Annotated in this window: 22 protein-coding genes; 5 read left to right on the top strand and 17 right to left on the bottom strand. The window is 36.7% G+C overall.

Translation table 11 applies throughout. The features are described from left to right. Positions 1-2 precede the first annotated feature (2 nt). From CLV62_RS15810 to CLV62_RS15755, 12 genes are all read right to left on the bottom strand, one after another. Positions 3-1547: a PP2C family serine/threonine-protein phosphatase gene (locus tag CLV62_RS15810; protein ID WP_110311746.1), complete on the bottom strand. Its 1545-nt coding sequence runs from the start codon at positions 1545-1547 to the stop codon at positions 3-5. A gap of 50 nt (positions 1548-1597) precedes the next feature. Next, positions 1598-2662, bottom strand: a complete 1065-nt coding sequence (locus tag CLV62_RS15805) for a TerY-C metal binding domain-containing protein (RefSeq protein ID WP_110311745.1) — start codon at positions 2660-2662, stop codon at positions 1598-1600. Next, positions 2659-3210: a transposase gene (locus CLV62_RS15800; RefSeq protein ID WP_110311744.1), complete on the bottom strand. Its 552-nt coding sequence runs from the start codon at positions 3208-3210 to the stop codon at positions 2659-2661. The genes CLV62_RS15805 and CLV62_RS15800 overlap by 4 nt, the downstream gene beginning before the upstream one ends. A gap of 5 nt (positions 3211-3215) precedes the next feature. Further along, entirely contained in the window at positions 3216-3851 is a 636-nt protein-coding gene (locus CLV62_RS15795; RefSeq protein ID WP_050708890.1) for a vWA domain-containing protein, read from the bottom strand. 13 nt (positions 3852-3864) lie between these two features. Then, entirely contained in the window at positions 3865-4461 is a 597-nt protein-coding gene (locus CLV62_RS15790) for an SMI1/KNR4 family protein (protein ID WP_170120075.1), read from the bottom strand. A gap of 59 nt (positions 4462-4520) precedes the next feature. Then, a complete protein-coding gene (locus tag CLV62_RS15785) occupies positions 4521-5159 on the bottom strand; it encodes a vWA domain-containing protein (RefSeq protein WP_110311742.1) in 639 nt (212 codons plus the stop codon). A 114-nt stretch (positions 5160-5273) separates the two neighbouring features. Then, entirely contained in the window at positions 5274-5915 is a 642-nt protein-coding gene (locus CLV62_RS15780; protein WP_110311741.1) for a vWA domain-containing protein, read from the bottom strand. 9 nt (positions 5916-5924) lie between these two features. After that, a complete protein-coding gene (locus CLV62_RS15775; protein WP_110311740.1) occupies positions 5925-6887 on the bottom strand; it encodes a hypothetical protein in 963 nt (320 codons plus the stop codon). Between the two features lie 42 nt (positions 6888-6929). Next, positions 6930-8030 carry a toxic anion resistance protein gene (locus CLV62_RS15770; RefSeq protein WP_110311739.1) on the bottom strand — a complete coding sequence of 367 codons (1101 nt, stop codon included), beginning with the start codon at positions 8028-8030 and terminating at the stop codon, positions 6930-6932. A gap of 228 nt (positions 8031-8258) precedes the next feature. Beyond that, positions 8259-8945, bottom strand: a complete 687-nt coding sequence (locus CLV62_RS15765; RefSeq protein ID WP_050708885.1) for a TerD family protein — start codon at positions 8943-8945, stop codon at positions 8259-8261. Positions 8946-9013: 68 nt separating this feature from the next. Further along, a complete protein-coding gene (locus CLV62_RS15760) occupies positions 9014-9568 on the bottom strand; it encodes a TerD family protein (RefSeq protein ID WP_110311738.1) in 555 nt (184 codons plus the stop codon). Between the two features lie 29 nt (positions 9569-9597). After that, a complete protein-coding gene (locus tag CLV62_RS15755; RefSeq protein WP_110311737.1) occupies positions 9598-10152 on the bottom strand; it encodes a TerD family protein in 555 nt (184 codons plus the stop codon). Between the two features lie 263 nt (positions 10153-10415). Here CLV62_RS15755 and CLV62_RS15750 point away from each other — a divergent pair, with 263 nt between their 5' ends. From CLV62_RS15750 to CLV62_RS15740, 3 genes are all read left to right on the top strand, one after another. Continuing rightward, entirely contained in the window at positions 10416-12152 is a 1737-nt protein-coding gene (locus CLV62_RS15750) for a thiamine pyrophosphate-dependent enzyme (protein WP_110311736.1), read from the top strand. Positions 12153-12199: 47 nt separating this feature from the next. Then, positions 12200-13150 (top strand): aldo/keto reductase, encoded by a 951-nt coding sequence (locus CLV62_RS15745; protein WP_110311735.1) that lies wholly within the window; start codon positions 12200-12202, stop codon positions 13148-13150. Positions 13151-13334: 184 nt separating this feature from the next. Then, positions 13335-14201, top strand: a complete 867-nt coding sequence (locus CLV62_RS15740; protein WP_110311734.1) for an alpha/beta hydrolase fold domain-containing protein — start codon at positions 13335-13337, stop codon at positions 14199-14201. An 11-nt stretch (positions 14202-14212) separates the two neighbouring features. Here CLV62_RS15740 and CLV62_RS15735 read toward each other — a convergent pair whose 3' ends face one another. The 3 genes from CLV62_RS15735 to CLV62_RS15725 form a co-directional block, all read right to left on the bottom strand. Then, complete coding sequence (locus CLV62_RS15735; RefSeq protein WP_110311733.1) at positions 14213-14839, bottom strand: NUDIX hydrolase; 627 nt, start codon at positions 14837-14839, stop codon at positions 14213-14215. An 81-nt stretch (positions 14840-14920) separates the two neighbouring features. Next, positions 14921-15559 (bottom strand): HAD family hydrolase, encoded by a 639-nt coding sequence (locus CLV62_RS15730; RefSeq protein WP_110311732.1) that lies wholly within the window; start codon positions 15557-15559, stop codon positions 14921-14923. 111 nt (positions 15560-15670) lie between these two features. Next, positions 15671-16171, bottom strand: a complete 501-nt coding sequence (locus CLV62_RS15725) for a GNAT family N-acetyltransferase (RefSeq protein ID WP_110311731.1) — start codon at positions 16169-16171, stop codon at positions 15671-15673. 260 nt (positions 16172-16431) lie between these two features. Here CLV62_RS15725 and CLV62_RS15720 point away from each other — a divergent pair, with 260 nt between their 5' ends. Then, positions 16432-19479, top strand: coding sequence for a SusC/RagA family TonB-linked outer membrane protein (locus CLV62_RS15720; RefSeq protein ID WP_110311730.1), 3048 nt, complete (start codon positions 16432-16434; stop codon positions 19477-19479). Between the two features lie 13 nt (positions 19480-19492). Continuing rightward, positions 19493-21202 (top strand): RagB/SusD family nutrient uptake outer membrane protein, encoded by a 1710-nt coding sequence (locus CLV62_RS15715; protein WP_110311729.1) that lies wholly within the window; start codon positions 19493-19495, stop codon positions 21200-21202. A gap of 410 nt (positions 21203-21612) precedes the next feature. Here the strand turns inward: CLV62_RS15715 and CLV62_RS15710 are convergent, their stop codons facing one another. Both CLV62_RS15710 and CLV62_RS15705 read right to left on the bottom strand, forming a co-directional pair. After that, complete coding sequence (locus CLV62_RS15710; protein ID WP_110311792.1) at positions 21613-22002, bottom strand: L-rhamnose mutarotase; 390 nt, start codon at positions 22000-22002, stop codon at positions 21613-21615. 7 nt (positions 22003-22009) lie between these two features. Beyond that, positions 22010-22524, bottom strand: a 515-nt coding sequence (locus tag CLV62_RS15705; RefSeq protein WP_185144273.1) for an aldo/keto reductase, incomplete at its 5' end; no start/stop codon positions are given.

Genomic DNA, 22524 nt, shown 5'->3' with positions numbered 1-22524 from the left:
TATCAGTAAAGTATTGCTATCGTTCTGTCATCATGATTACCTTGTGACCAGAAGTCTAACCATTGTAATAATTGCTCTGCCGAATTTTCGTTGTCGTCAGTCAGATCAACGGACGAGGTAATATCTTCCCAAAGCTTATTCCACTTTTCTATTCGGTTTAAGTTGGCATCCGTCTCAAATTTGGGATCTGTAATACCATCCGACATAAGTATCAGTGCTGTGAAATCTTCTACAATTTCGAAGCGGAGACGTTTATATATTTCAGTCGGTTGCATTATTTCGGGCATGGTAAGAAAACGGGTTTGACCTGCAAATTCGCCTCCATCGGGTTCTCCCATAATTTTCAGGTATTGAGTTTCTTTATTGTAGATACCAATGCCTCCATCACCCACCCAAAAAGCAGCAACGAACCATCCGAATTTGAATTTTTTAGAAACAGTCACAAGTAAAGTGGTCGCATAATCCTTTAATTGATTCTCTTTATCTTGAGCCTCTTTTTCTATATTCTTGTATGCTTTGAAAACAGCTGAACCTATAATGTTATATAGAGCATCCCCTAGTTTTTTTCGCTTAATATCGGAGCTGTCTTTTTCAAAATCCCTGACCAGCTCGTCAACTTCTTTATTGTATTTGCTGAATTGGGTATTGCATATATCCGATACCGTTTGGCATGCAATAAGCGAACCTTGTCGCGAATATTTAGCAGAACCTGCACCATCTGCAACAGTCATTATATACCATCCTTCTTCGTCTTGATGTGTAATGCTGAAATCATCATCGCGAGGTGTGCCTTCGTGAGCATGCGATCGTCCTCGTTGGCTTGCTGCAACAATATCTTTCTGCTCCTTCTTACCTAAGCCAAAAATTCCTTTTGTCTTTTCTACCTTTACGTATTTACAATCTGAGTCAGGTTTGTAATATTCGATACTGGTTGGAGTGGGGATATTATTCCATAATGAACGGGGGTCGGGATTGATAATAAGTGTGATTGGACGCTCGAAAGTAGGATCACCTTCAGCCCATTCACTGCGTTTGCATTTTAGTATAATGCGATGATCTCCTGCCTTATTGGGTATTCCCTCGATAAGATCGGTTAAAGGATTAAATTTCAATCCTATTTCTTCTAATCCTACCAATTCAAAATCGCCAATATCTGCAATGTCGAAAACGGTAATGTCGAATAAACATTGGTAAGGCTGATTCACTTTCCCGTTTTGTAGTTGTATATGCTTACTTTTCAACTTTCGGTCAAGATCATTATCTTTCGAATCTGTGTATTGATTATTTACCGTTTGACGAGCTTTAGTTTCCTCATCTTCGGGAATGTTGGGTATCATCGCCATATTTATATCATTATCAGGGTTGTCTGAAATACAGTTTTCATTATTAATAATATCTTCTTCTACTGGTAAACAGCATGCTTTTAGATGTTCTTTCCATTTTTGTAAAAGAAATTCTCTGATATCTTCCCTTTCAAAAAACTCAGCGAGTTTCTCTTTATTTTCGGGCTGAATATTTAGATAAGCTATGATCTTTTCAAAATCCATATTGTATAAAAATTTACCACATTTTCCAGTGGAATCATGTTGAGGATTTCTTATCCTCGTGTACGTCCTATATCCATACCTCCGTTTGAGCCTTTAAAGGATACTTGAATACCACACCAAGGGCAATGGCTCATAGGCTCATCTCCTACACACATAATGCTACCGCACATGCAAAGACCAATAGCTATCTGGTTACTGCAGCAAGGACAGGTGGGAAATCCTACAAGTTCATCTGTATTTATTTTGCTTCCGCTTAAGTTGCCGTTAGCATATCCGTCTACCATATCGAAGTACGAATTGTCAATAGGGTAGGCTCCTACAAATTTGAACTTATGACCTCCCACTCTTGTGAAATGAGAGAAATCATTAGATCCTATTCGTTTTTGGTATTTCAAGAGATAGGGTTGAGAAGTTGTTTGGCATTTGCCTAGAATGACCGCGAAATTTTCATCCACTTTTATTGGTGCGCTCATTTCCATCTCTATTTTGCTGAGTATATCCTCAGAGAAAGGAGCTAGCTTCAAGTCATCGCTATTTAAGTCGCTAATGCTCATGCTTGTTGTTTTGATAGAAGCGGTTACCCATTTAAAGAAAGCCTTAAATGATACCTCGTCAGTATCTTTCAGTTTAAGTACATTATCTGTTATTTGGGTCAATACGCTTGTATCCATATTATCGCCAATAGAAATAGCAATCATATTTGCTCCTTTGCGATACTTTTCGCCCCATCTGCTAAAAGCTGCATCAGTTAAATCTGTTGGGGCTCCATCAGTAAATAGAAATACAATGGGCTTCCAGTCTCCTTTTGCTTCCAATGTTGTTCTCTTTACAGAAGCGTCAATGTCATTCATAAGGAAGTTCATTGCATTACCTAGAGAAGTACCTCCGCCAATAGGTAATTTGGGAGGATAGAAGTTATATAATTCCTCCATCGAATTTAACTTTTTAGCTTTACCCGCAAAAGCTATAATGGAGATACAAACAGTTTCTAGTGCATAAGGGTCGGTACGAAGTTCTTTTATGATGGCTTCCATTCCCGATTGTACATGTTGAAGCGGTTCCCCAATCATCGACTCGGAAACATCAATTAAAAAGTATATAGGTAGTCGTCTCATAGGTGTGTTTGATTTATATAATAATCGTCTGATTGCCAATTTGTAGGATTGGTTGCTATATAGTTGGTGATGTTATTGTACGATTTTCCGTTTCTTATAATGTGTTCGTAATAATTACGTTGCCAGATCTTTTTATAAAATGGTTTCCATCCTAGCTTTTTCACCCCATTGATATAATGATTTGTAGTAATGGTTTTAAACCACTGAATAATGCGGTGTAGGGGCGAACCTATGTGTTCGCCCAAATCATTATTGGTATCCATCGGGCAGACACATAGGTCTGCCCCTACGTTTTCTACTATAAAATGGAGATGATTGGGCATTATGATGATTTCGTGACATTGAATATCTGCAAATTTATTTGGTAACTCGTTATATATTTGCATTACCATATTGCCTGAATCATTTAATATCATTTCATTATCTATTACCTCTCCAAACAAACATAGCTTATTCTGTATACATATTGTAATAAAGTACATTCCCGATGAGGAGTAGTCGTATCCTTCTAATCGAATGCTATGCCGATTATGTGAGTTGTTAGACATTTTTCTTATATAACTGTGTGAATTTCGGGAGGGGGAGGAGGTAGTGCAATATCATTGCTTGTACCTACACTTCTGTTCCCTACGCTTACTGATGCTGATACCCATTTGAAGAACTGACGGAATGTTGAGCTGTCAGTAGTATCCAAAGAATATACCTGATTAGTAAGAGCTAGTAATGGCTTTGTATCTGCTTTGACGCCTGCGGCACATGCTATGATACTGGCAAAATTGCGTTTCTTAACTTCTGGTATCATCTGATTATATTTTTGTAAATCAGATGGTTTTCCGTCGGTCATAATGAACAGTAAAGGCATCCAGTCTCCTTTTTCGTCAGAAGTACTTAGTTTTACTTCCAAGTCGACTTTTTTACATAATACCTCTAAAGCTTCACCTAAATGAGTTGGTCCCGATTCGGGAGTCACTATTTCGGGTAATTGCAGGTTTTCGAGTTCGGTAAGAGGTAGTATTTGTTTTACTTCTCTATCGAAAGTAATAATACTAATGAAAACCGATTCGAGAGCAAACGGATCTTGTCTAAGGCTCGAAACCATAGATTCTAATCCTACTTTTACGGACTCGATGGGCTCGCCTTTCATCGATCCCGATGTATCTAATAATAAATATACTGGTAATCTTCTCATATTTATTTAAAATTTAGAAATCTTTTTTAATAATTCCATGAAAGTCCTTGTCATAAATGTATTTATCCTTTTCCAGATCATTCACATACTTTTCTACCCATTCAGTAAAGGAGTTAGCAACTACTATCCTTTGGGGATCATCGTGATAAAATCGGATAATCTGACCGTAACTTCCAGTTTCAGCCGGATCTAAATCCATATAGAAACCATCACCCCAACCATCATCTGTAATAGGTATCCATAAAGGGTTCCACCACATATCTTTTACGGTCTCCTTTTCTCCTTGTGAAGAGGTTTCATCCCAGAACTGACCTTCTCTTTCGAGAATTTCTTTATGGATTTTCCACTTGGTTAATATTTCTTCAATAGAGAGTAATTGATCTCCGTTAATTAAAGCTTTAGAAGCAGGTATTTGTCCATTATGTACTTTATAAAAATTAATGAAATCACTTGGTAATTTTATATTTATAACGGACTCCAGTTTTTTGATATCAGCATCGCCAGCTCCTCTTTGTAATGTATGTATCATTTCGGGAGCATTTGCTTCAAGCCAGGCTTCTATACGTTCCCAGGTTTTAACTTGCCGATTCTCTTTTGATTTATAATTCATATTTGTACAGCTGAACGTCATAAAAAAGCAAGAGAAACAAATAAGAAGTAATCTCATCTTTATAATACAATATTTACTTCGGGTGGAGGTGGCGGAAGCTCGCTCAAACCCGAAATTTCTTGTCCACCTGATTCAATTTTCTGGCTTCCAAGACTTATGGATGCTGATACCCATTTGAAGAATGCTTTAATGGTTCCGCTATCGGCATTATCCAATTGTACTACTGTTTCTGTAATCTGTTTTAATATAGAGGTATTGGCATTTTGTCCTGCTGCACAGGCGATAACCATACCGTATTTGTGTTTTTTGAATTCGTTCAATCCTTTTTGCCAATCATCTGTAGGAGCACCATCTGTCATTAAAAAAATCAATGGTTTCCAATCTCCTTTGTCTTTAACTGTTGTTTTTTGAACCTCACTATCTACCGTTTTTGTCAATACGCTCAAAGCTTCTCCAAGAGCAGTTGTTCCATTTGCTTTGAGGTCTGGCATCTGAAACATCGATAACTCGGTTAAAGGGACAACCTGTCTTACCGAAGAATCAAAAGTGATGATGCTCAAGTATGCAGTCTCTAATGCGTATGGGTCTTGACGTAAGGTTGATATAAGAACCTGTACACCGTTTTTTAGAGCTTCAATAGGCTCTCCATGCATCGATCCTGATGTATCTAAAACTAAGTAAACGGGTAATCTTCTCATGCTATTTAGGTTTTATGTTTGTTTCAAGTAATTTTAACTATTTAATAGAATAGTTTTTTGAGATAGTTAATTCTGGCTTTTATAGTTACCAAAGCAAGAGAAAGAACTGATAGCTCAAAGAATATTTATATTGGGTGGAGGCGGAGGTAATTCATCCAGACTAGATAGTCCGAGAGTATCTCCACTGTTTTCGACCTTTACCGAAGTTGTTCCGATAGAAGATGACATCCATAAAAAGAAGCGAGAGATGCTATCTTCATCTGCCTTTTCGAGGCTGATAACATGCGGTGTTATCTGCTTCAAGACCGAAGTGTCAGCATGACTTCCTGCCGCACAAGCAACTGTGTATGCTGTTTTACAGGTTGCAAAATAGTCAACACCCTTCTTCCAGTCATCAATTGGAACACCATCGGTCATAATAAATACAATGGGTTTCCAGTCACCTTTTTCTTCCATCGTATTTCTTTTGATTTCCGAATTTATTCTATCTGTAACCAATCTAAGGGCAGCACCAAGTGCGGTTTGTCCCGTAGCTTTCAGTTCGGTCATCTGAAATGATCCTAGATCGGTTAATGGAATTAGTACTTGTGCTGTATTACTAAATGTGATGATACTTATGTATACGCTTTCTATTGCCTGCGGATTTTGTCGCAGAGCCCTTATCATAGTATCGATTCCCTTTATTAAGGCTTCGATAGGCTCACCTTTCATTGAGGCTGAGGTGTCCAAAAGCAGATATACAGGAAGTCGTCTCATATTATATCGTTATATCATTTTTGTTTCGATCATCGTTCTTAGCGTATTAGCTTGAATATCTATATTCTCCAAGTCTGCCAGAAAATCGAGTTCGGTTATCCTTTTCAGGTTTTCATCCAGAAGTAATGAAATGTCAGAATCTATATGTCGCAGATTGAATTTTATATCTTTTTCTAGCTGATGGTTTTTTTGCATCAGTTCCTTTATAGACCGTTCTTTCTTTGATGATTCACTTTCCCATTCTTTGTATGGAAATATATTTATATCACACGGCAGAAAATTATTCTTAGTTGGTTGAAACGAAAAATAACTTTCCTCATCTCCTATCTTATAAATTTCCATCAATGTATTATTGATCCTTATCCCGAAACAGAATTGCACTTTATAGCTCTTTTTGACAAGAACGGTCAATAGTTTTTTGTCAATAGCACCGAATGTATTTCTATAAGCATCCGAATGATTATATGTTGTCAATGAAGTCAACAATTGAGGATCGGCATCAAAGAAATAACCTTTGTAATATTTAAGACTAAAAGCATTAATGTTATCAGTGTAAGGATATTCTGACGATTGAGTTGATAATGCTTTATGCAGATTGTAGATAGATCGGGTGATACGCTGAGCTTGTTGTAGTTTTTCAGCTTCAAACCCTCCTTCCTGAGTAATTGCTTGTTTTAATTTAGCAATCATATCAGAATTAAGCTCTATCTCATTTTCCATCATATTTACCATACGCTCATTCTTCTTTCTTATTTTCTCCAGAAGATCTATAAGCGTGGTTGTAAACTGTATATGATATAATTCGAGCTTATTGATGTCAATGTCGGGATTCTCTTCAAAGAGTTTATGAATGACCTGACTTTGCAGATAAATTTTCATGATTACTGGATCCTCAAAAAAAGTAATGAGGTCGTATAATCTCTGAATTATTTTATCCGAAGCATCTAATATCTCGGTTCTGTAATCGGTCATTTAAAATGGGTACTTTCAAAGAAATAAGTAAGGTGTACAACCTTATTGGCGGATTCCCTGAACGTTTTTTCGAAGTTCAGTTTCTAATGTCTGCAATTCTTTGTCAAGCACTTGACGGTTGCGCATACCTTCTTCGTGTATTTTCTTCACTTCGTCTAATGTGCTGATAAGCGATTGAGTTGTTTTCTTCAATGTATCAATAGATACTACTGTGTTTTCGTTTTCGCGAGCTACTTCAATACTATTTTGACGAAGCAGTTCAGCATTCTTTTCTAGAATAGTGTTAGTGGTTTCGGCAACCTTGCGTTGCATTTCCACATTTGCCTTTTGTCTGTATAAAGCGACTGCAATAGTCAACTGATTTTTCCAAACAGGTATTGTTGTCGAAATAATCGATTGAGCTTTATCTGCAATAGCTGTATTGTTATTTTGCACTACACGTATTTGTGCTAGCGATTGCATCATTACGTAGCGGATAATCTTCATATCGGCAAGACGTTTGTCGAGACGCATGATATATTCTCTAAGATCCGAAATCTCGTAATCTTTATAGTTTGCAGGGTTACCTTCCATTTCAGCCAGTTTTACTTGTAGCTCCTGAAATTTAAGTTGACCTGCAATAATAAGCTGTTCTATTTGCTTAATATATTCAACGTTGTTGTCGAACATTGTTTGTAAAGCCGTATTGTCTTTCAACGAATTGATACGACCTGCTTTAATCTTATTTGATATTTTGTCAACATTCGAAATAACGGTGTCGTATTTCTGGAATATTCTTTTTACGTTGACAACCATATTTTTCAATAGAGGAATCTTGCTCAAAAAGGCTTTGAATCCACTTTGATTAAGTTCATCTACATCTATATAATTAAGTTCGGTAAGAAGATCGCTGATATGTGTACCAACTTCGCCTGAGTTGAATGTTCTGACCGAGCTCAGAAAATCATTACTGTATTTTTCCATAGTCGATTGTAAATCGGCTCCATAATTTAGAACAGAGTTTACATCGGTTACTACTAAGCTTTTATTAAGCTCGGACAATCTGGCGATTTCGTTTTGATCTAGTTTCTCCAGATTAATATTTCCTTGATTGTCTATTCTCTGAAGAGAGGGTGTCGGAATGTTATTATTAGTAGTATCCATATTATGTTTATTATTTAAAATATCAGTAATGTTTTAAGGTCACAGACCTATTTTATTATTTGAAAAAGAAATTATACGCTTGTATAATTCTAAATGTATGTCAATCAAATTTTGTGATTAGGCAAATTAATAAAAAGGCCTTAAACCTTAAAAATCCTTTTTGCTAAAATGTAATCTTGATAAAGATACACAAAAGCAAAAAGGATAAAAATATATTATACTTAAAAATTATTTAGCATAGTTTTGAGAGATGCGTTGGATAGTTTGTCCAAGGAATACATCTTCGAAAGCATCACCAATTGCATTAAATTTCCAATCATCACCTTTCTTGTAAAGTTCTCCCATGATAAGAGCCTTCTTTCCTCTGTATTGAGGTTCAGAAACCACATTATATTCAGCATATACGCTGTCTACTTTAGCAGGAGTACCTTCGTACATTCTTATTTTAGCATAAGGAACTTGTGAGAAATCTTCTTCGCCTACGCTGTTTAAAAAGAAGAAGATACGGTGGATGTTAGTTCCTAATTTGGAAAGATCGACAGTGATAATTTCGTTATCAAGACCATCATCTCCGCCTTTATCGCCTTCCAGATCATCTCCGGTGTGACGCATAGCTCCTGTGATTGAAACTAATTTACCTGCATTTAAACCAAATTGTGCAAGAAGTTCGGGTCTGTATAATGGAGAATATAGGTGGTCTACTAAGTTACCATTTTCATCATACATAGCACAACTTAAATCTAAGTCTACATCTTTAGTTTTAGTTACTGTTTTTTTTCCAAAACCAAGAAAACCGCCTTCTTCGGCTTGATATTCAATAGCACCCCAGTTTACGCCCACACAAAACTGAACAAGTTTTGCGCCTGAACTTTTCTCCAGGTTTATACGCTGACCTTTCTGTAAATTAATTGCCATAGTAGTATTTTATTAATGTGGATTAATTATTTAATGATATTCCTTATATCTTATTATGTGTAAGATTGTTAATTGTATTTTTGCAGATAATCGTTTAGTCCTCCTTTTTGACCAACACCCACAGCTTCGAATTTCCATTCTCCGTTGCGTTTATAAAGACGACCAAATTCTACAGCTGTTTCTATGGAGAAGTCTTCTTCCAATTCGTACTTCAAAAGCTCTTCGTTATTTTCCGGATTGTAGATTCTCACAAAAGAGTTTCGTACCTGACCAAAGTTTTGCTTGCGGTTCTCAGCATCATGAATCGTTACAACGAAACAGATCTCGGTCGCTTTTGAATCTATTTTAGAGAGGTCTATTTTTATTGATTCATCATCGCCATCCCCTGCACCAGTCAAGTTATCCCCGGTGTGTTCTACCGAACCATCAGGCGTTTTCAGGTTATTATAGAAAATAAAAAAATCATCAGTAAGTATTTTTTTATTGTCTCCAAGAACAAAAACCGAGCAATCCAAATCAAAATCTACACCTGTGCTCGAAGAATTTGTGTCCCATCCAAGACCTACAACGAATCTGGGTAATTTTACCTCAGTGCGTTGTCCTTTTTCTAAATTTATAGCCATATTATTATCAGTTATCAGTTTTTAGCTTGTTAAGCAAATTTATTTACGAAATATTCAAGACCGCCTTTGTATCCGATACCCATTGCTTCGAATTTCCATTCGCCGTTGCGTTTATATAAACGACCAAATTCTACAGCTGTCTCTATAGAGAAATCTTCGTCCAATTCATATTTGGCAATTTCCTCATTTGTCTGAGCATTATATATGCGGATAAACGAATTGCGAACCTGTCCAAAATTTTGTTTACGTGTTTCGTAATCGTGAATAGTTACTGTGAAAACTATTTCTTGTACTTTAGGATCAACCTTAGTCAGATCTACAGTGATAGTTTCATCGTCACCGTCGCTATTGCCACCTGTTAAATCATCACCAGAAGATTCGACTGCACCGTCAGGTGATTTTGGATTATTATAGAATACGAAGAAATCGTCAGATGGAAGCTTTTTATTATCACCTACCATAAAGGCAGATGCGTCCAAATCGAAATCAAAACCGGTACTTTCGTTAGGATCCCATCCCAGTCCAACACCTACTTTAGATAAACCAATCTCGATTCGTTGTCCTTTTGTTAAATTAATTGCCATGTCGCTAATGTATTTATTTCGTTAAATTTATAGTCAAAAACTTACTCTTAGACAAGGAGCTAATACTCACAAAGATAATAATTCCTTTGAAATTTTAAATTTCTGAATTAAAAGAATACCGAACTATTTTGTAATATTCATTAATAAAGAAAGCTTTCTTTTAATTTGTTAATAAAGTTAAAATCGTCGTTTGTTATTTATCCGAAACCTACTTTTGAGTGTTTATAATAGATTATAGTGGATACAAATTTTTAATAGGAACTATGGCAAAGAAAGTAGCAGACCAGTTAATCGAAACGATTTACGAAGCAGGCATCAAGCATATTTATGCAGTAACAGGAGATAGTCTGAATGAAGTAAATGATGCAGTGCGAACCCATAATACAGTGAAGTGGGTGCACGTTCGTCATGAAGAAGCAGGTGCTTATGCAGCTCTGGCAGAAGCAGAATTAAATGGTATTGGATGTTGTGCCGGAAGTAGCGGTCCGGGGCACGTACATTTGATAAACGGATTGTACGATGCTCACAGAAGTAATGCTTCGGTATTGGCAATAGCTTCTACATGTGCAACTTCGGAGTTTGGGATGTCTTATTTTCAGGAAACAAATACTATAAAATTATTTGACGATTGTAGCGGATACAATCAAATCGCTACAACACCCGTTCAGTTTTCCCGTATGTTACAGGCTGCATTACAGCATACTGTTCATAAAAAAGAAGTGGCTGTTTTGGGGTTACCCGGAGATATTGCTGCAGGCAATGCTGCCGAAAGTCCTACAACAACCAATCTTTTACCATCGAAAGGTATATATCGTCCTCATAATTCGGAATTGAAAGCTTTGGCTGAATTGATAAATTCGACAGAAAAAGTAACTATATATTGTGGAATAGGAGCAAAGGGTGCTCATGATGAAATAGTGCAATTGGCTTCGCTAACTAAATCTCCGGTGGGATATAGTTTTAGAGGTAAAATGGCGGTGCAATACGATAACCCCTACGAAGTCGGTATGACCGGTTTGTTAGGCTTGCCTTCAGCATACGCTGCTATGCACGATGCCGATCTGTTGATTTTGTTGGGTACTGATTTTCCTTACCAAACCTTCATGCCCGAAAAATGTAAGATAGTTCAAGTAGATATACGTCCCGAACGTATTGGACGTCGTGCCAAAGTAGATATGGCTTTGGGCGGTAATGTAAAGGATACTTTAGAAGCTTTACTTCCTTTGATTAACGAAAAATCGAATGACGATTTTTTGAAAACTCAGCTTAAAGTATATGCTAAAGTAAAAGAACATTTGGGACTGGCAGCCAACAGGTCGGGCAGTGAAGATACAATTGCCCCTGAGTATCTGGCGACCGTGATAGATACAATTGCAGACAGAGATGCTATTTTTACAGTAGACACAGGAATGTGTTGTGTATGGGGAGCCCGTTATTTGCAAGCCACAGGCGAGCGTGAAATGTTAGGCTCGTTCAGTCATGGTTCTATGGCTAATGCTATGCCGATGGCTATAGGTGCCGCTTTTGCCCGTCCCGATCAGCAGATTATAGCTTTTTGTGGTGATGGTGGTCTTTCTATGATGATGGGCGATTTGGCTACAATCGTTCAATATAAACTTCCAATCAAATTGGTAGTTTTTGATAACAGATCGTTAGGAATGGTAAAACTCGAAATGGAGGTTGCAGGCTTACCTGATTATGAAACAGATATGTTTAATCCCGATTTTGCAGCAATAGCTACAGCTATGGGAATGCAATCATTCAGAGTAAACGAACCTTCTAAAGTAGAAGAAACTTTAAAAGAAGCATTTACTTTTACAGGTCCTGTTTTGATTTCTGTACAAACAGATCCTAATGCCTTGGCAATGCCTCCTAAATTGGAATTGTCTCAAATGACAGGTTTTGCAAAGTCTATGACAAAGTTGATATTGTCAGGACGAGTAGATGAGGTGTGGGATACCGCCAAGAGTAATTTGAAACATTGGCGTGATATTCTTTAAGATTAGTTGATTTTTAATATTATATAATGCTTTAAATATATAGATATATGGGATTAAAGAGGAAAATAGGAAAATCGGATTTGGAAGTTGTACCTTTTGCTTTAGGAGGTAATGTATTCGGATGGACAGCCGATGAGAAAGAATCATTCGACATATTAGATAAGTATGCCGATGCCGGTTTTGATTTTATTGATACAGCAGATATATATTCAGTATGGTTTCCCGGAAATAAAGGAGGAGAGTCGGAAACGATTATTGGTAAATGGTTGAAAAAATCCGGCAAAAGAAAGCAGTTAACAATTGCAACCAAAGTGGGAGCTCAAATCTCAGAAACTCACAGAGGATTAAAGAAAGCATACATATTGAGTGAAGTTGAGGAATCTTTGAAAAGACTTCAAACGGATCATATTGATTTGTATTTTACACATTATGATGATCTATCAACGCCTCTAGAAGAAACTTTGGAAGCTTATGCTCAATTGGTAAAAGAGGGTAAAGTGCGTTATATTGCAACCTCTAATATGACTCCTGCCCGTATTCGTGAATCGATAGAAGTGAGTCGAAAAAATAATTTCCCTGAATATGTATGTCTGCAACCTGAGTATAATTTGTATGACCGAAATCAATACGAAACCAAGTATGAAGATTTAGCAAAAGAATATCATTTAGGTGTAGTTAGTTACTTTTCGTTGGCAAGCGGATTTTTGACAGGGAAATATAATTCGATTGAAGATATCGCCCAAAGCAAACGAAAAGATGCCCTTTCGAAATATATTAATGACAGAGGACAAAATATTCTGATAGCTTTGCACGAAGTTGCCAAAGAATACAATGCAACCCTTGCTCAAATTGCTTTGGCTTGGCTATTGGCACGTCCGTCTGTAACTGCACCTATTGCAAGTGTATCTAAAGCAAGCCAATTAGATATCCTTAAATGCGTGGATATTAATTTAAGAAAAGAAGCTCTTGAAAAGTTGAATGCAGTAAGCAAAATATAAGGTCTCAGACCTTTTTATTACTTTATTAAGCATAACAACAATAGCCTGTTACGATTCGAAGTATATTGTTAATACTTTCATTTACTTAATATAGAGTTTAATAAGAATAAATAGCAGACAGTCCGATGATAAATGTTTATGTCGGACTTTTTCTATTTTTGTAGTTCAATAAATAAATATAGATATGACCAGTGATGCTCTTGAAGCTGCCTTGTGGAAATTAGGAACAAAACAATTAATAGCTAATCTCGAAACGGATATGTATAAAGGTGGGGCTTTCTACGATAGTGTTTCGCCTCCCAATCGCCTATTTAATAAATACGATATAGAAACAGTTATTGTAGATGGTTCGAAAATCTATACACTATCAGTAAAAGGTCAAGTAGCAACAGACACTATTTACTATTTGCATGGTGGAGGTTTTGCTTGTGGGTTATCGCTTATTCATTGGGAAATTATCACCTACTTTGCTGATAACTTAGGCTATAAGATTGTAATACCCGATTATCCATTAATTCCTAAGTCAGACTATATAGAAATTTACGACTTTATTCTAAACTTATACAAAGAGATTTCCTCAAATGAAGGACGGCTATTTCTTGTTGGAGATTCAGCAGGAGCAAGCCTCGTTTTGGGATTGTCTCAACTGATTGCTAAACAGAATCTACGTAAACCTGAACATATGATTATGATTAGCCCTTGGATGGATGTCGCAATGACAAATCCTGAGATAGAAAGGCTTCAACCGATTGACCCTAGCCTCGATTGTGAAGGTCTTAAATATGCAGGACAGGTCTATTCAATGGGCGATTTGCAGAACCCATTGGTTAGTCCTATTTATGGCGAATATCAAGACACTTCGCCTATGACTTTGATTGTGGGTACACTTGACCTTTTATATCCCGACTGCCATAAATTCAACGAAATTTGCAAAGAAAAAGGGGTAAATCTTTCTTTTTATGAATATGAAAATATGGTACATCTTTTCCCTCTCTTTAATATACCTCAGGCTAAAGAAGCTAAAGAAATAATGATTGCTTCAATGCAATAACTTATCAAGAATTAATCGATAATCGCTTCTTTATCAGGATTCTTTTTATATTCAAACACTAGATCAATCTGACTTTTCAAAGTCCTTTCTTCAGAAAGTGGAGGGAGTTCGTCTTGTTTGAAGAAGCCTTTATCTAAAATGTCGAAAGCTGAGGTAAATTCTCCATCAATCAGCTTACAAAGTATAAATATCTTATAAGCATAATGTGGTGCAGGAGGGTGGTTGTGACATTTTTTATCCAACACAGCTAATAGACGAATGGGTATAACATTTAGACCGGTTTCTTCTTTTACTTCCTTTACTGCTATTTCTTTGGGAGAATATCCTACATCAGCCCATCCGCCGGGTATCGCCCATGCTCCATCGGCTCTTTCCTGTACAAGGAGTATTTCGTCTTTGTCGTTAAATACTACTGCTCTTACATCCACTTTAGGAGTTACATAATCATCTTCTACCCGAAAACAGCCTTCTATAGTTGATATTTCATTGTTAGTAATAAGTGCAGTCATAGAATTACTTAGATGAACAAGTTCTTCATAACGTTCGGTATTGTATTCATTATCAGAATATACTAAGCCTGTTTGCGACAAAGCCCTGATTTGTTGTGCTATTTCTAAAAGTTCCTTTTCTATTTTCATTTAATGATTCCTTTTGTATAGAAACAAAAAATCCCGATAAATAGTATAATCGGGATTTTATATTTATGTTAATTAAAAATCTTAGATCGAAAGTAAATCCTCTACAGAGAAGTTCTTAAAGTCGGGAATTACTTTACAGCATTTGTCTTTCAATAAGTCGGCAGAGTTGGTTGTCGATAAACCAATAACTTTCATGCCTGCGGCTTTGCCGGCCTCTATTCCTGCGAATGAATCTTCAAAAACAATGCAGCTTTTGGGATCTACGCCTAAATCTTCGGCAGCCAGAAGAAAGCATCTCGGATTGGGTTTTCCTTCGGTTACACGCGCTGCGGATACAATAGTGTCAAATAGCTTGTCGAATTGTTTGGCTTTATTTACAGCGATTAGTTTAGTATCGGTTGAACTGGTAACCAGTCCCACCTTTATTCCTTTAGCTTTTAATTCTTCGACGAATTTAACAGAACCGGGTATCTCTTCGAAGTTCATATTAGCCTCAAATTTATCAAGATTGTCAGATAGCGTATTTAGCTCTTCTTGTGTTAAATGGGAGAAATATTTTTTCAGGATATTAGGAAGAGTAGTTCCCTTTATCACCTTTTCGAAATTCACTATTCCTGTATTGTATCGGTCTCCGGCATGTTTCCAGAATACATCGTATTGAGGTTCGGTGTCGATCATTACACCATCCATATCAAATAAAACGCAAATGTTATTTTCCATTATTTATATATTTTTTTCAGGTCAAAACCTTGTTCTTAGTAATTGGGTGTATCGAAGCTTAAGTGTCCGATAATAGATTTCTAATACTTTAATGCTCCTGTATTTTATCTTCTATATCTTCTTTTCTAAAATATAATCTTCCATTAAATAACCGCTTCCAATATCGTTGTCTTCTTCTCCGACAATTTCAAACCCCATTTGGTTATAAAATCCTATGGATTTATTATCTCGGTTCATATTTAGGGATAGAGAGTTATTTCTCTCTGATTGAGCCAATGTTGCAACTTTGTCAATTAGGATTCTGCCCATTCCTTTACCCTTGCATTCGGGCAAAAGGTAAAGCTTGTGTATCTTAGTATTAGGTTGATTTTTGTAATTAAACTCATAGGATATAAATCCTTGAAAATCTGATGATGATTCGTTTTTTATTAATAAAAAATGATGATTTTGCTCTGTCATTTGCTTTTTTAAAGCAGAGGTACTATACATCATTTCAATCATATAGTTCATCTGTTCTCGAGAGAGGATGTCTGCATAGGTTATTTCCCATGATTTAATTGCAATGTCTTGTATTGTGGGTATATGACTTGTGCTGGCTTGTATTATTTCCATTATTGTTAATTTTATGATAACAAAAATACTAAAAACAAAATACTATTTCGTATAGCAAAGTGATATTTTTAAGAGGGATATTTATTTAATATGGATAGTTGTATATGCTATTTCTGCATTTTTTTTCAATATTATTAACCTTATTGTCTTATTTAACATAAATTTATCGAAAATTTATTTCTTCTTTGTTATATTTGCAACTTAGTTAAAAAAATAAAAAACCACAGAGCACAATCTTTTTATTATTAAACTATCTTTTAATGAAAAACATGATTAGAAAAAAAAACTTCGCAAAGAGTTACTTTGGTAAAGTCTCTTTTTGGGTGTTAATACTTTTCCTCTCTACGGGAAGTATATTGGCACAGACAACAATTACAGGTACGGTGATCGATGGTCAAAAAGAACCAATGATCGGGGTTAGTGTTAAAGTGAAAGGATCAGTAATCGGAACTGTTTCCGATTTCGACGGGAACTATAAGTTATCCGTTCCCGATGCAAATAATGCAGTACTGATTTTTTCTTTCTTAGGATATAAGACACAGGAAGTTGTGGTAAATTCACGTTCTGTCGTGAATACTACACTAGAGGAAGATGCAAGGGCGTTAAGTGAAGTTGTTGTAGTTGGTTACAACACAATCAGACGCGAAAGCCTTACGGGAGCTTTGCAAACAATCGATAGCCAACAACTATTGGATGCAACTACACCTGCTGTTGAAAACCTCCTTACCGGAAAATCTCCCGGAGTATATGTAAGCCCCGGTTCGGGACAACCCGGTGAAGCTGGGAAAATAATCATTCGGGGAAAAAGTACAATTAACGGAAGTAATGATCCTCTTTGGGTGGTCGACGGTGTAATCATGGGTAGCAGTGCTACTGATATAAATCCTAACGATATTGAAACCCTGACAGTGTTAAAAGATGCTGCTTCTACAGCAGTATATGGTTCTCAGGGAGCAAACGGAGTTATTTTAGTAACTACCAAAAAAGCAAAAATGGGTAAAACTATTGTAGGAGTCTCTGCTAAATTTGCTGCTACAGACCTGAATTCGGGACGATTTAGTATAATGAATGGAGCAGAACTTTATGATCTGTATACTACATTTCCTAATAAAGAGAACTTTTCGAATACTTGGTGGTGGCAAGATAAGGATTTGAGAAATCGAAATTTCGACTGGTGGGATAATGCAACCCAAACAGGTTTTGCGCAGGACTATAACATTTCGATAAGCGGAGGGAATGAAAAACTGAAATCATTTCTTTCTCTTGGAGTTTTTGATGAAACAGGAGCTATAAAAGGCTATGATTATACAAGATATAATGCTCTTTTAAAAGTAGAGTACAAGGTTTCGGATCGATTAACAGTCAGACCCCAAATTATGGGATCACGAAAGGATATATTTGACCAGCAACATTCGGTAACTGCGATGTATGGTAATCTACCTTGGGACAGCCCTTATAACGAAGATGGTTCTCTTGTGGGGAATGCACCCAATCCGACTTGGGTAAATACTACGGGATCTAATTATATGTATGATCTGCAATGGAACTATAGTAAGTCAGAAGCTTATGAGGTAATGGGTAACGTAGATTTTGATGTTAAGATTACCGATTGGATGACTTTTGCTTCAATTAATAGTTATAAATTCTTCAATAGAACTTCTACAGACTATGAAGACCCTCGTTCTTCATCAGGTGAGTCAGTAAATGGTCGTATTACCGAAGGCTTACGTTCTTACAACAGATTATATACGAATCAATTGATACGTATCAATAAAGCAATAGGGAAACATTATATCAATGCTGTAGCAGGTTATGAGTGGAATGAGTTCAAATCCAAGAATACCGAAAGCATGTCTACCGGTTTTGCTCCCGGTTTTGGAGTAGGTAGCGTAGCCGCTAAAGCAGAAAGAGCTATCAGTTGGCGCTCGGCTTGGGCAGTTCAGTCATATCTTTCTAATATAAATTATTCATATGACGATACGTATTTAGCTCAGTTTTCTCTTCGTCATGACGGAGCTTCTAATTTTGGAGCTAATACAAGATATGGTACATTCTTTTCGATAAGTGGAGGTTGGAATATTCATAAAGAGAAATTCTTTAAGATTCAACAAATAAACAATCTGAAATTAAGAGCTAGTTACGGTTCAGTAGGTAATCGTCCTACTGCCTTATACCCTCATTTGGCTTTATATGCTCTTACTACAGATTCAGGGAAAAATCAAAATCCTTTGAGTTACAACGGAGAACCGGGGGCTGTTATTTCCCAACTTGGAAATGCCGATTTAGGATGGGAGAAATCATTTGTAACAGGAGTTGGAGTAGATGTTTCTCTATATAATAGAGTAAATATTTCATTAGACTATTATTCCAAAAAAACATCAGACCTTTTATACGCAGTTCCATTACCGGGTGTTATCGGAGTAACCAGCATCTGGAGAAATGAAGGAGAATTACAGAACAAGGGCTTTGAGACAACGATAAGTGTTGATATCATAAAAAATAAAGACTGGTTGTGGACAGTGGATGCTAACTTTGGAATAAACAGAAATAAAGTAACTAAGTTATACGGACAGAAAAAAGAAATAATAGTAGGTGATGGAAGTGGCATTGCAGGATCAGCTTCAAAACTAATCACACCGGGAAAAGATGCCGATACTTGGTATTTAAAGGAGTGGGCCGGTGTAGATCCTGCAAATGGAAATCCTCTATGGCTTAAAACTGATAAAGACGGGAATCGTGTAACTACAAGTAAATATAGTGAAGCTAACCAAGTGCCTATCGGTAAATATACTCCAGACTTTTTCGGAGGATTTGCTACAAACTTAGTTTATAAGAATTTTGATTTATCTGCGATATTAAATTATTCGGTAGGAGGTCAAATCTATAATTATGCCCGTGCAGAATTTGATTCGGACGGAGCCTATACCGACCGAAATCAAATGAACCTTCATAGTGGCTGGAGCCGTTGGGAAAAAGAGGGAGATATAGCAACCCACCCATTAGCCAAATATAGTAATTCGAGTAATTCGAATAAAGCTTCGTCCCGTTTTCTTGAAACAGGAACTTATCTGAAAATGAGAAATCTTACGATTGGTTATAACCTGACCGGTAAAATTCCTTATGTTTCTAACGTAAAGTTATTTGTTTCGGGTGAGAACTTATTTACAATAACTCATTTTTCGGGCGTAGATCCTGAGATACCTCCTCGTTATGATACTCGTTATGAATCATCGACAATAACAGGAGTTGCAACATCAGTATATCCTCAAACACGCAGATTTGTATTCGGAGTAAATCTTACACTTTAAATAATTTAGACTTATGAAACTAAAACATATCATATTTACTGTCATATGCACTTTGATATTCACTTCTTGTGATCTGGAAAGGTTGCCGGATAATGCATATACTAAAGAACAAATAGAGGCGGACAAAGAGGCTGCATTTCAGATATTACTGAATGGGTGTTACGGGCATCTTAAAGGTTGGGCGGATGTGATGCATAGGGTAGGTGAGTACCCTTCTGATAATATAATGATCAGAGGTACTAGTACCGATGCCTTTTTTCCATTTATTTCGTATCAGCATATACAGGATAATTACAGATTAACTACTTTTTGGAATACCAGTTATAAGGTAATATCTCAAGCCAGCGATCTGATAAATATGTCTGATGAAGAAACCGCTACAAAAGAAAGAAAGCAAAAAATCGGGGAAATGTATTACCTCCGTGGAATGTGTTATTTCTATCTGTGCCGTGTTTTTGGTCGTCCATACTATCAATCTCCCGAAACTAATTTAGGAGTTCCTATTTTACTGGATGGTACACCGTCGGATGTAAGTAATTTACAACTACCTGATAGAGCAACCGTAAAAGATACTTATGCACAGGCAATAAGTGATCTGAAAAAAGCGGAAAGCCTTATGACGGTGAATAAGACAGCAGCTTATGCTACGAAAGAAGCAGCACAAGCACTACTCTCCAGAATATATTTATATATGAGTGGTACTTACGACAATCCTAATACTGAGTATGCCGACCTGTCTATTGAATATACGGAGAAGGTTATTCAGTCGGGACGCTACGCTTTGTTAGATCGTATTAATTTTATGAAGTATAATATTTTCCCTCCTGATGGAAGTAGTCAGACAGAAACCATATTTGCCATAAAGAGACTCTCTTCAGAATTTTCAGGTGATGATTATTATGGAACTATTGGTGGGATGTATGCGACTATTCAAGGACAAGGCTGGGGAGAAATGTATGCCAGTGCAAAATATCTGGACTTACTGCGTAAAGCAGGACAGAGAAACGATGCCCGCTGGGCTTTCATCGATCCTCAATATCTGGAAGACAAGGCCGGAGAAAAAATTCCTGCATTCCGTTTTATTGCCGACCTTAAAAATGCAGAGGGTGTACAAACTGGCTATACCTATGTTCAGGACACACTAAGATTTAATAATGATAATTCTTTGTACCTTAAAATAGCAGGTCAGGTATATCCTTTGACTCTGGTAAATGCCGAAGAGAACCAATATTCTATTGTGTACAACGGTAAAACCTATGTCGGAGAAAAGGACTATTTAATGTTATTGAATCGTGTATTCCCGATGTTTTACGTTACCAAATGTTCTCTTCAGGATAACGAATCTCATCTGCACTCTCCTATAGTTTCACGTTTGGCAGAATTGTATTTAAATGCAGCGGAAGCATCTGCTAAGAAAGGAAATTATGGGCAGGCACTTACATATCTGAATAAGATACGAGGCCGAGCTATTGTTGGCGGGGAATATGAATCGCTCAATGCAAGTAATGCTTCCCGGTTGATAGATGAAGAGCGTCAGTTAGAGTTGGGTTTTGAAGCTCACCGTACTTATGATGTGTATCGTAACGGACAGGATATGATTCGTAATTATCCGGGTCCTCATGATGCTATGACAGCTATTCATGCAACTGACCTGCGTGTTGTTCACTTTATACCACAAGCCGAGATTAATGCTTATCCAAGTGAATTGACTCAGAACCCGTAAGAATTGGTCTATTATCTATAAAAAGAACCCCTCGCTAATAATTAGTGAGGGGTTCTTCTATTTAAGCTTTTATATTACGATTTTCCTAGAGGTGAGTAGGTCGTTTATTTAAAATTTGGTATTTTATTTCTTATACCTGCATACACTTTGTACAAAACGATGTAAGCGTTTGTCTTGCACATCATTTAACGTCTGAGTATATAAGTATTGATTCATAATGCCAATTATTTAAAAGCCTAGCATTTAATTTATCTCTCAACATAGAACATAGTGTTTATAATCGGAGAATATGAAAATAATTTATGTCATAAGGAATTATTGTGTAAGAAAATGATAAATTACATAGCCTCTCAATATTACTATACTATAGATAGCATGCCATTGTAAGTTTCCAAGCCTTTACTCTCTTACTATTCGTATATTCTGAATATTCTGTCCATCAATTTCCACTTTTGACCGGAAGTTATTCCGGACTGTACATTTTGGAATATAGACATATACTCTTCCCACTCTTTTTGTTTTGGCATATCAGCCAGCTCTATAAAAGCTTCCGACCAGTCGAAATCCATTTTCGTTTCCACAATCATAAACAGGCGATTATCCAGCAGATATATTTCCATTTCCAGAATACCTACTTTGCGTAAACCTTGTCTGATAACATCCCAGTGCTCTTCATTACTATGTCGCTTTACATACTCTTCTATCAGTTGAGGATCATTTTTCAAATCCAATGTTTGGCAATACCGCTTGGTTGGGAAAGCATACTGTCTTACCTTGTATCCACTTGTTTTTATATCCACCACTATTTTAGCTGTTTAACCATGTATCCCGATGCATAGGCTGTAATATCTTTTTTACCTCACCCAGCAACTCTTCATCTAACGGCTCGTTTGCCCATTCAATGTTTTTCAAGACTGCACTTGGTCTTGCCGTACTGAATAAGGTAGTTGTAACGCGTGGATTACTTACTGCATATTGTATAGCCAGTTTCTCGATAGGGTATTTCTTTCCTAAACAATACTGCATAGCTTTTTTACACAATTCCTTCAATGGTATTGATGCCGGATGCCAATCCGGAGCTCCCCGTTGAGTCAGTAACCCCATCGAAAAGGGCGACGCATTAATAACACCGATTCCCTTTTCTTCGAAATAATCCAGATAATCGACTAAAGCATCGTCATTCAGACAAAAATGGCAGAAATTAAGTACAGTATCTATTGTTCCCGTCGGAACACGATCTATTACCCATCGAAGATTCTCCAGTTGAAGATCAGTAATACCCACATGTTTTACAACCCCTTTGTCACGTAATTCTATTAGCG

The organism is Indolivaga alginatilytica, assembly GCF_003201355.1.
GTDB classification, from domain to species: domain Bacteria; phylum Bacteroidota; class Bacteroidia; order Bacteroidales; family Dysgonomonadaceae; genus Dysgonomonas_A; species Dysgonomonas_A alginatilytica.
This window is presented reverse-complemented; position numbering and strand designations above follow the sequence as displayed.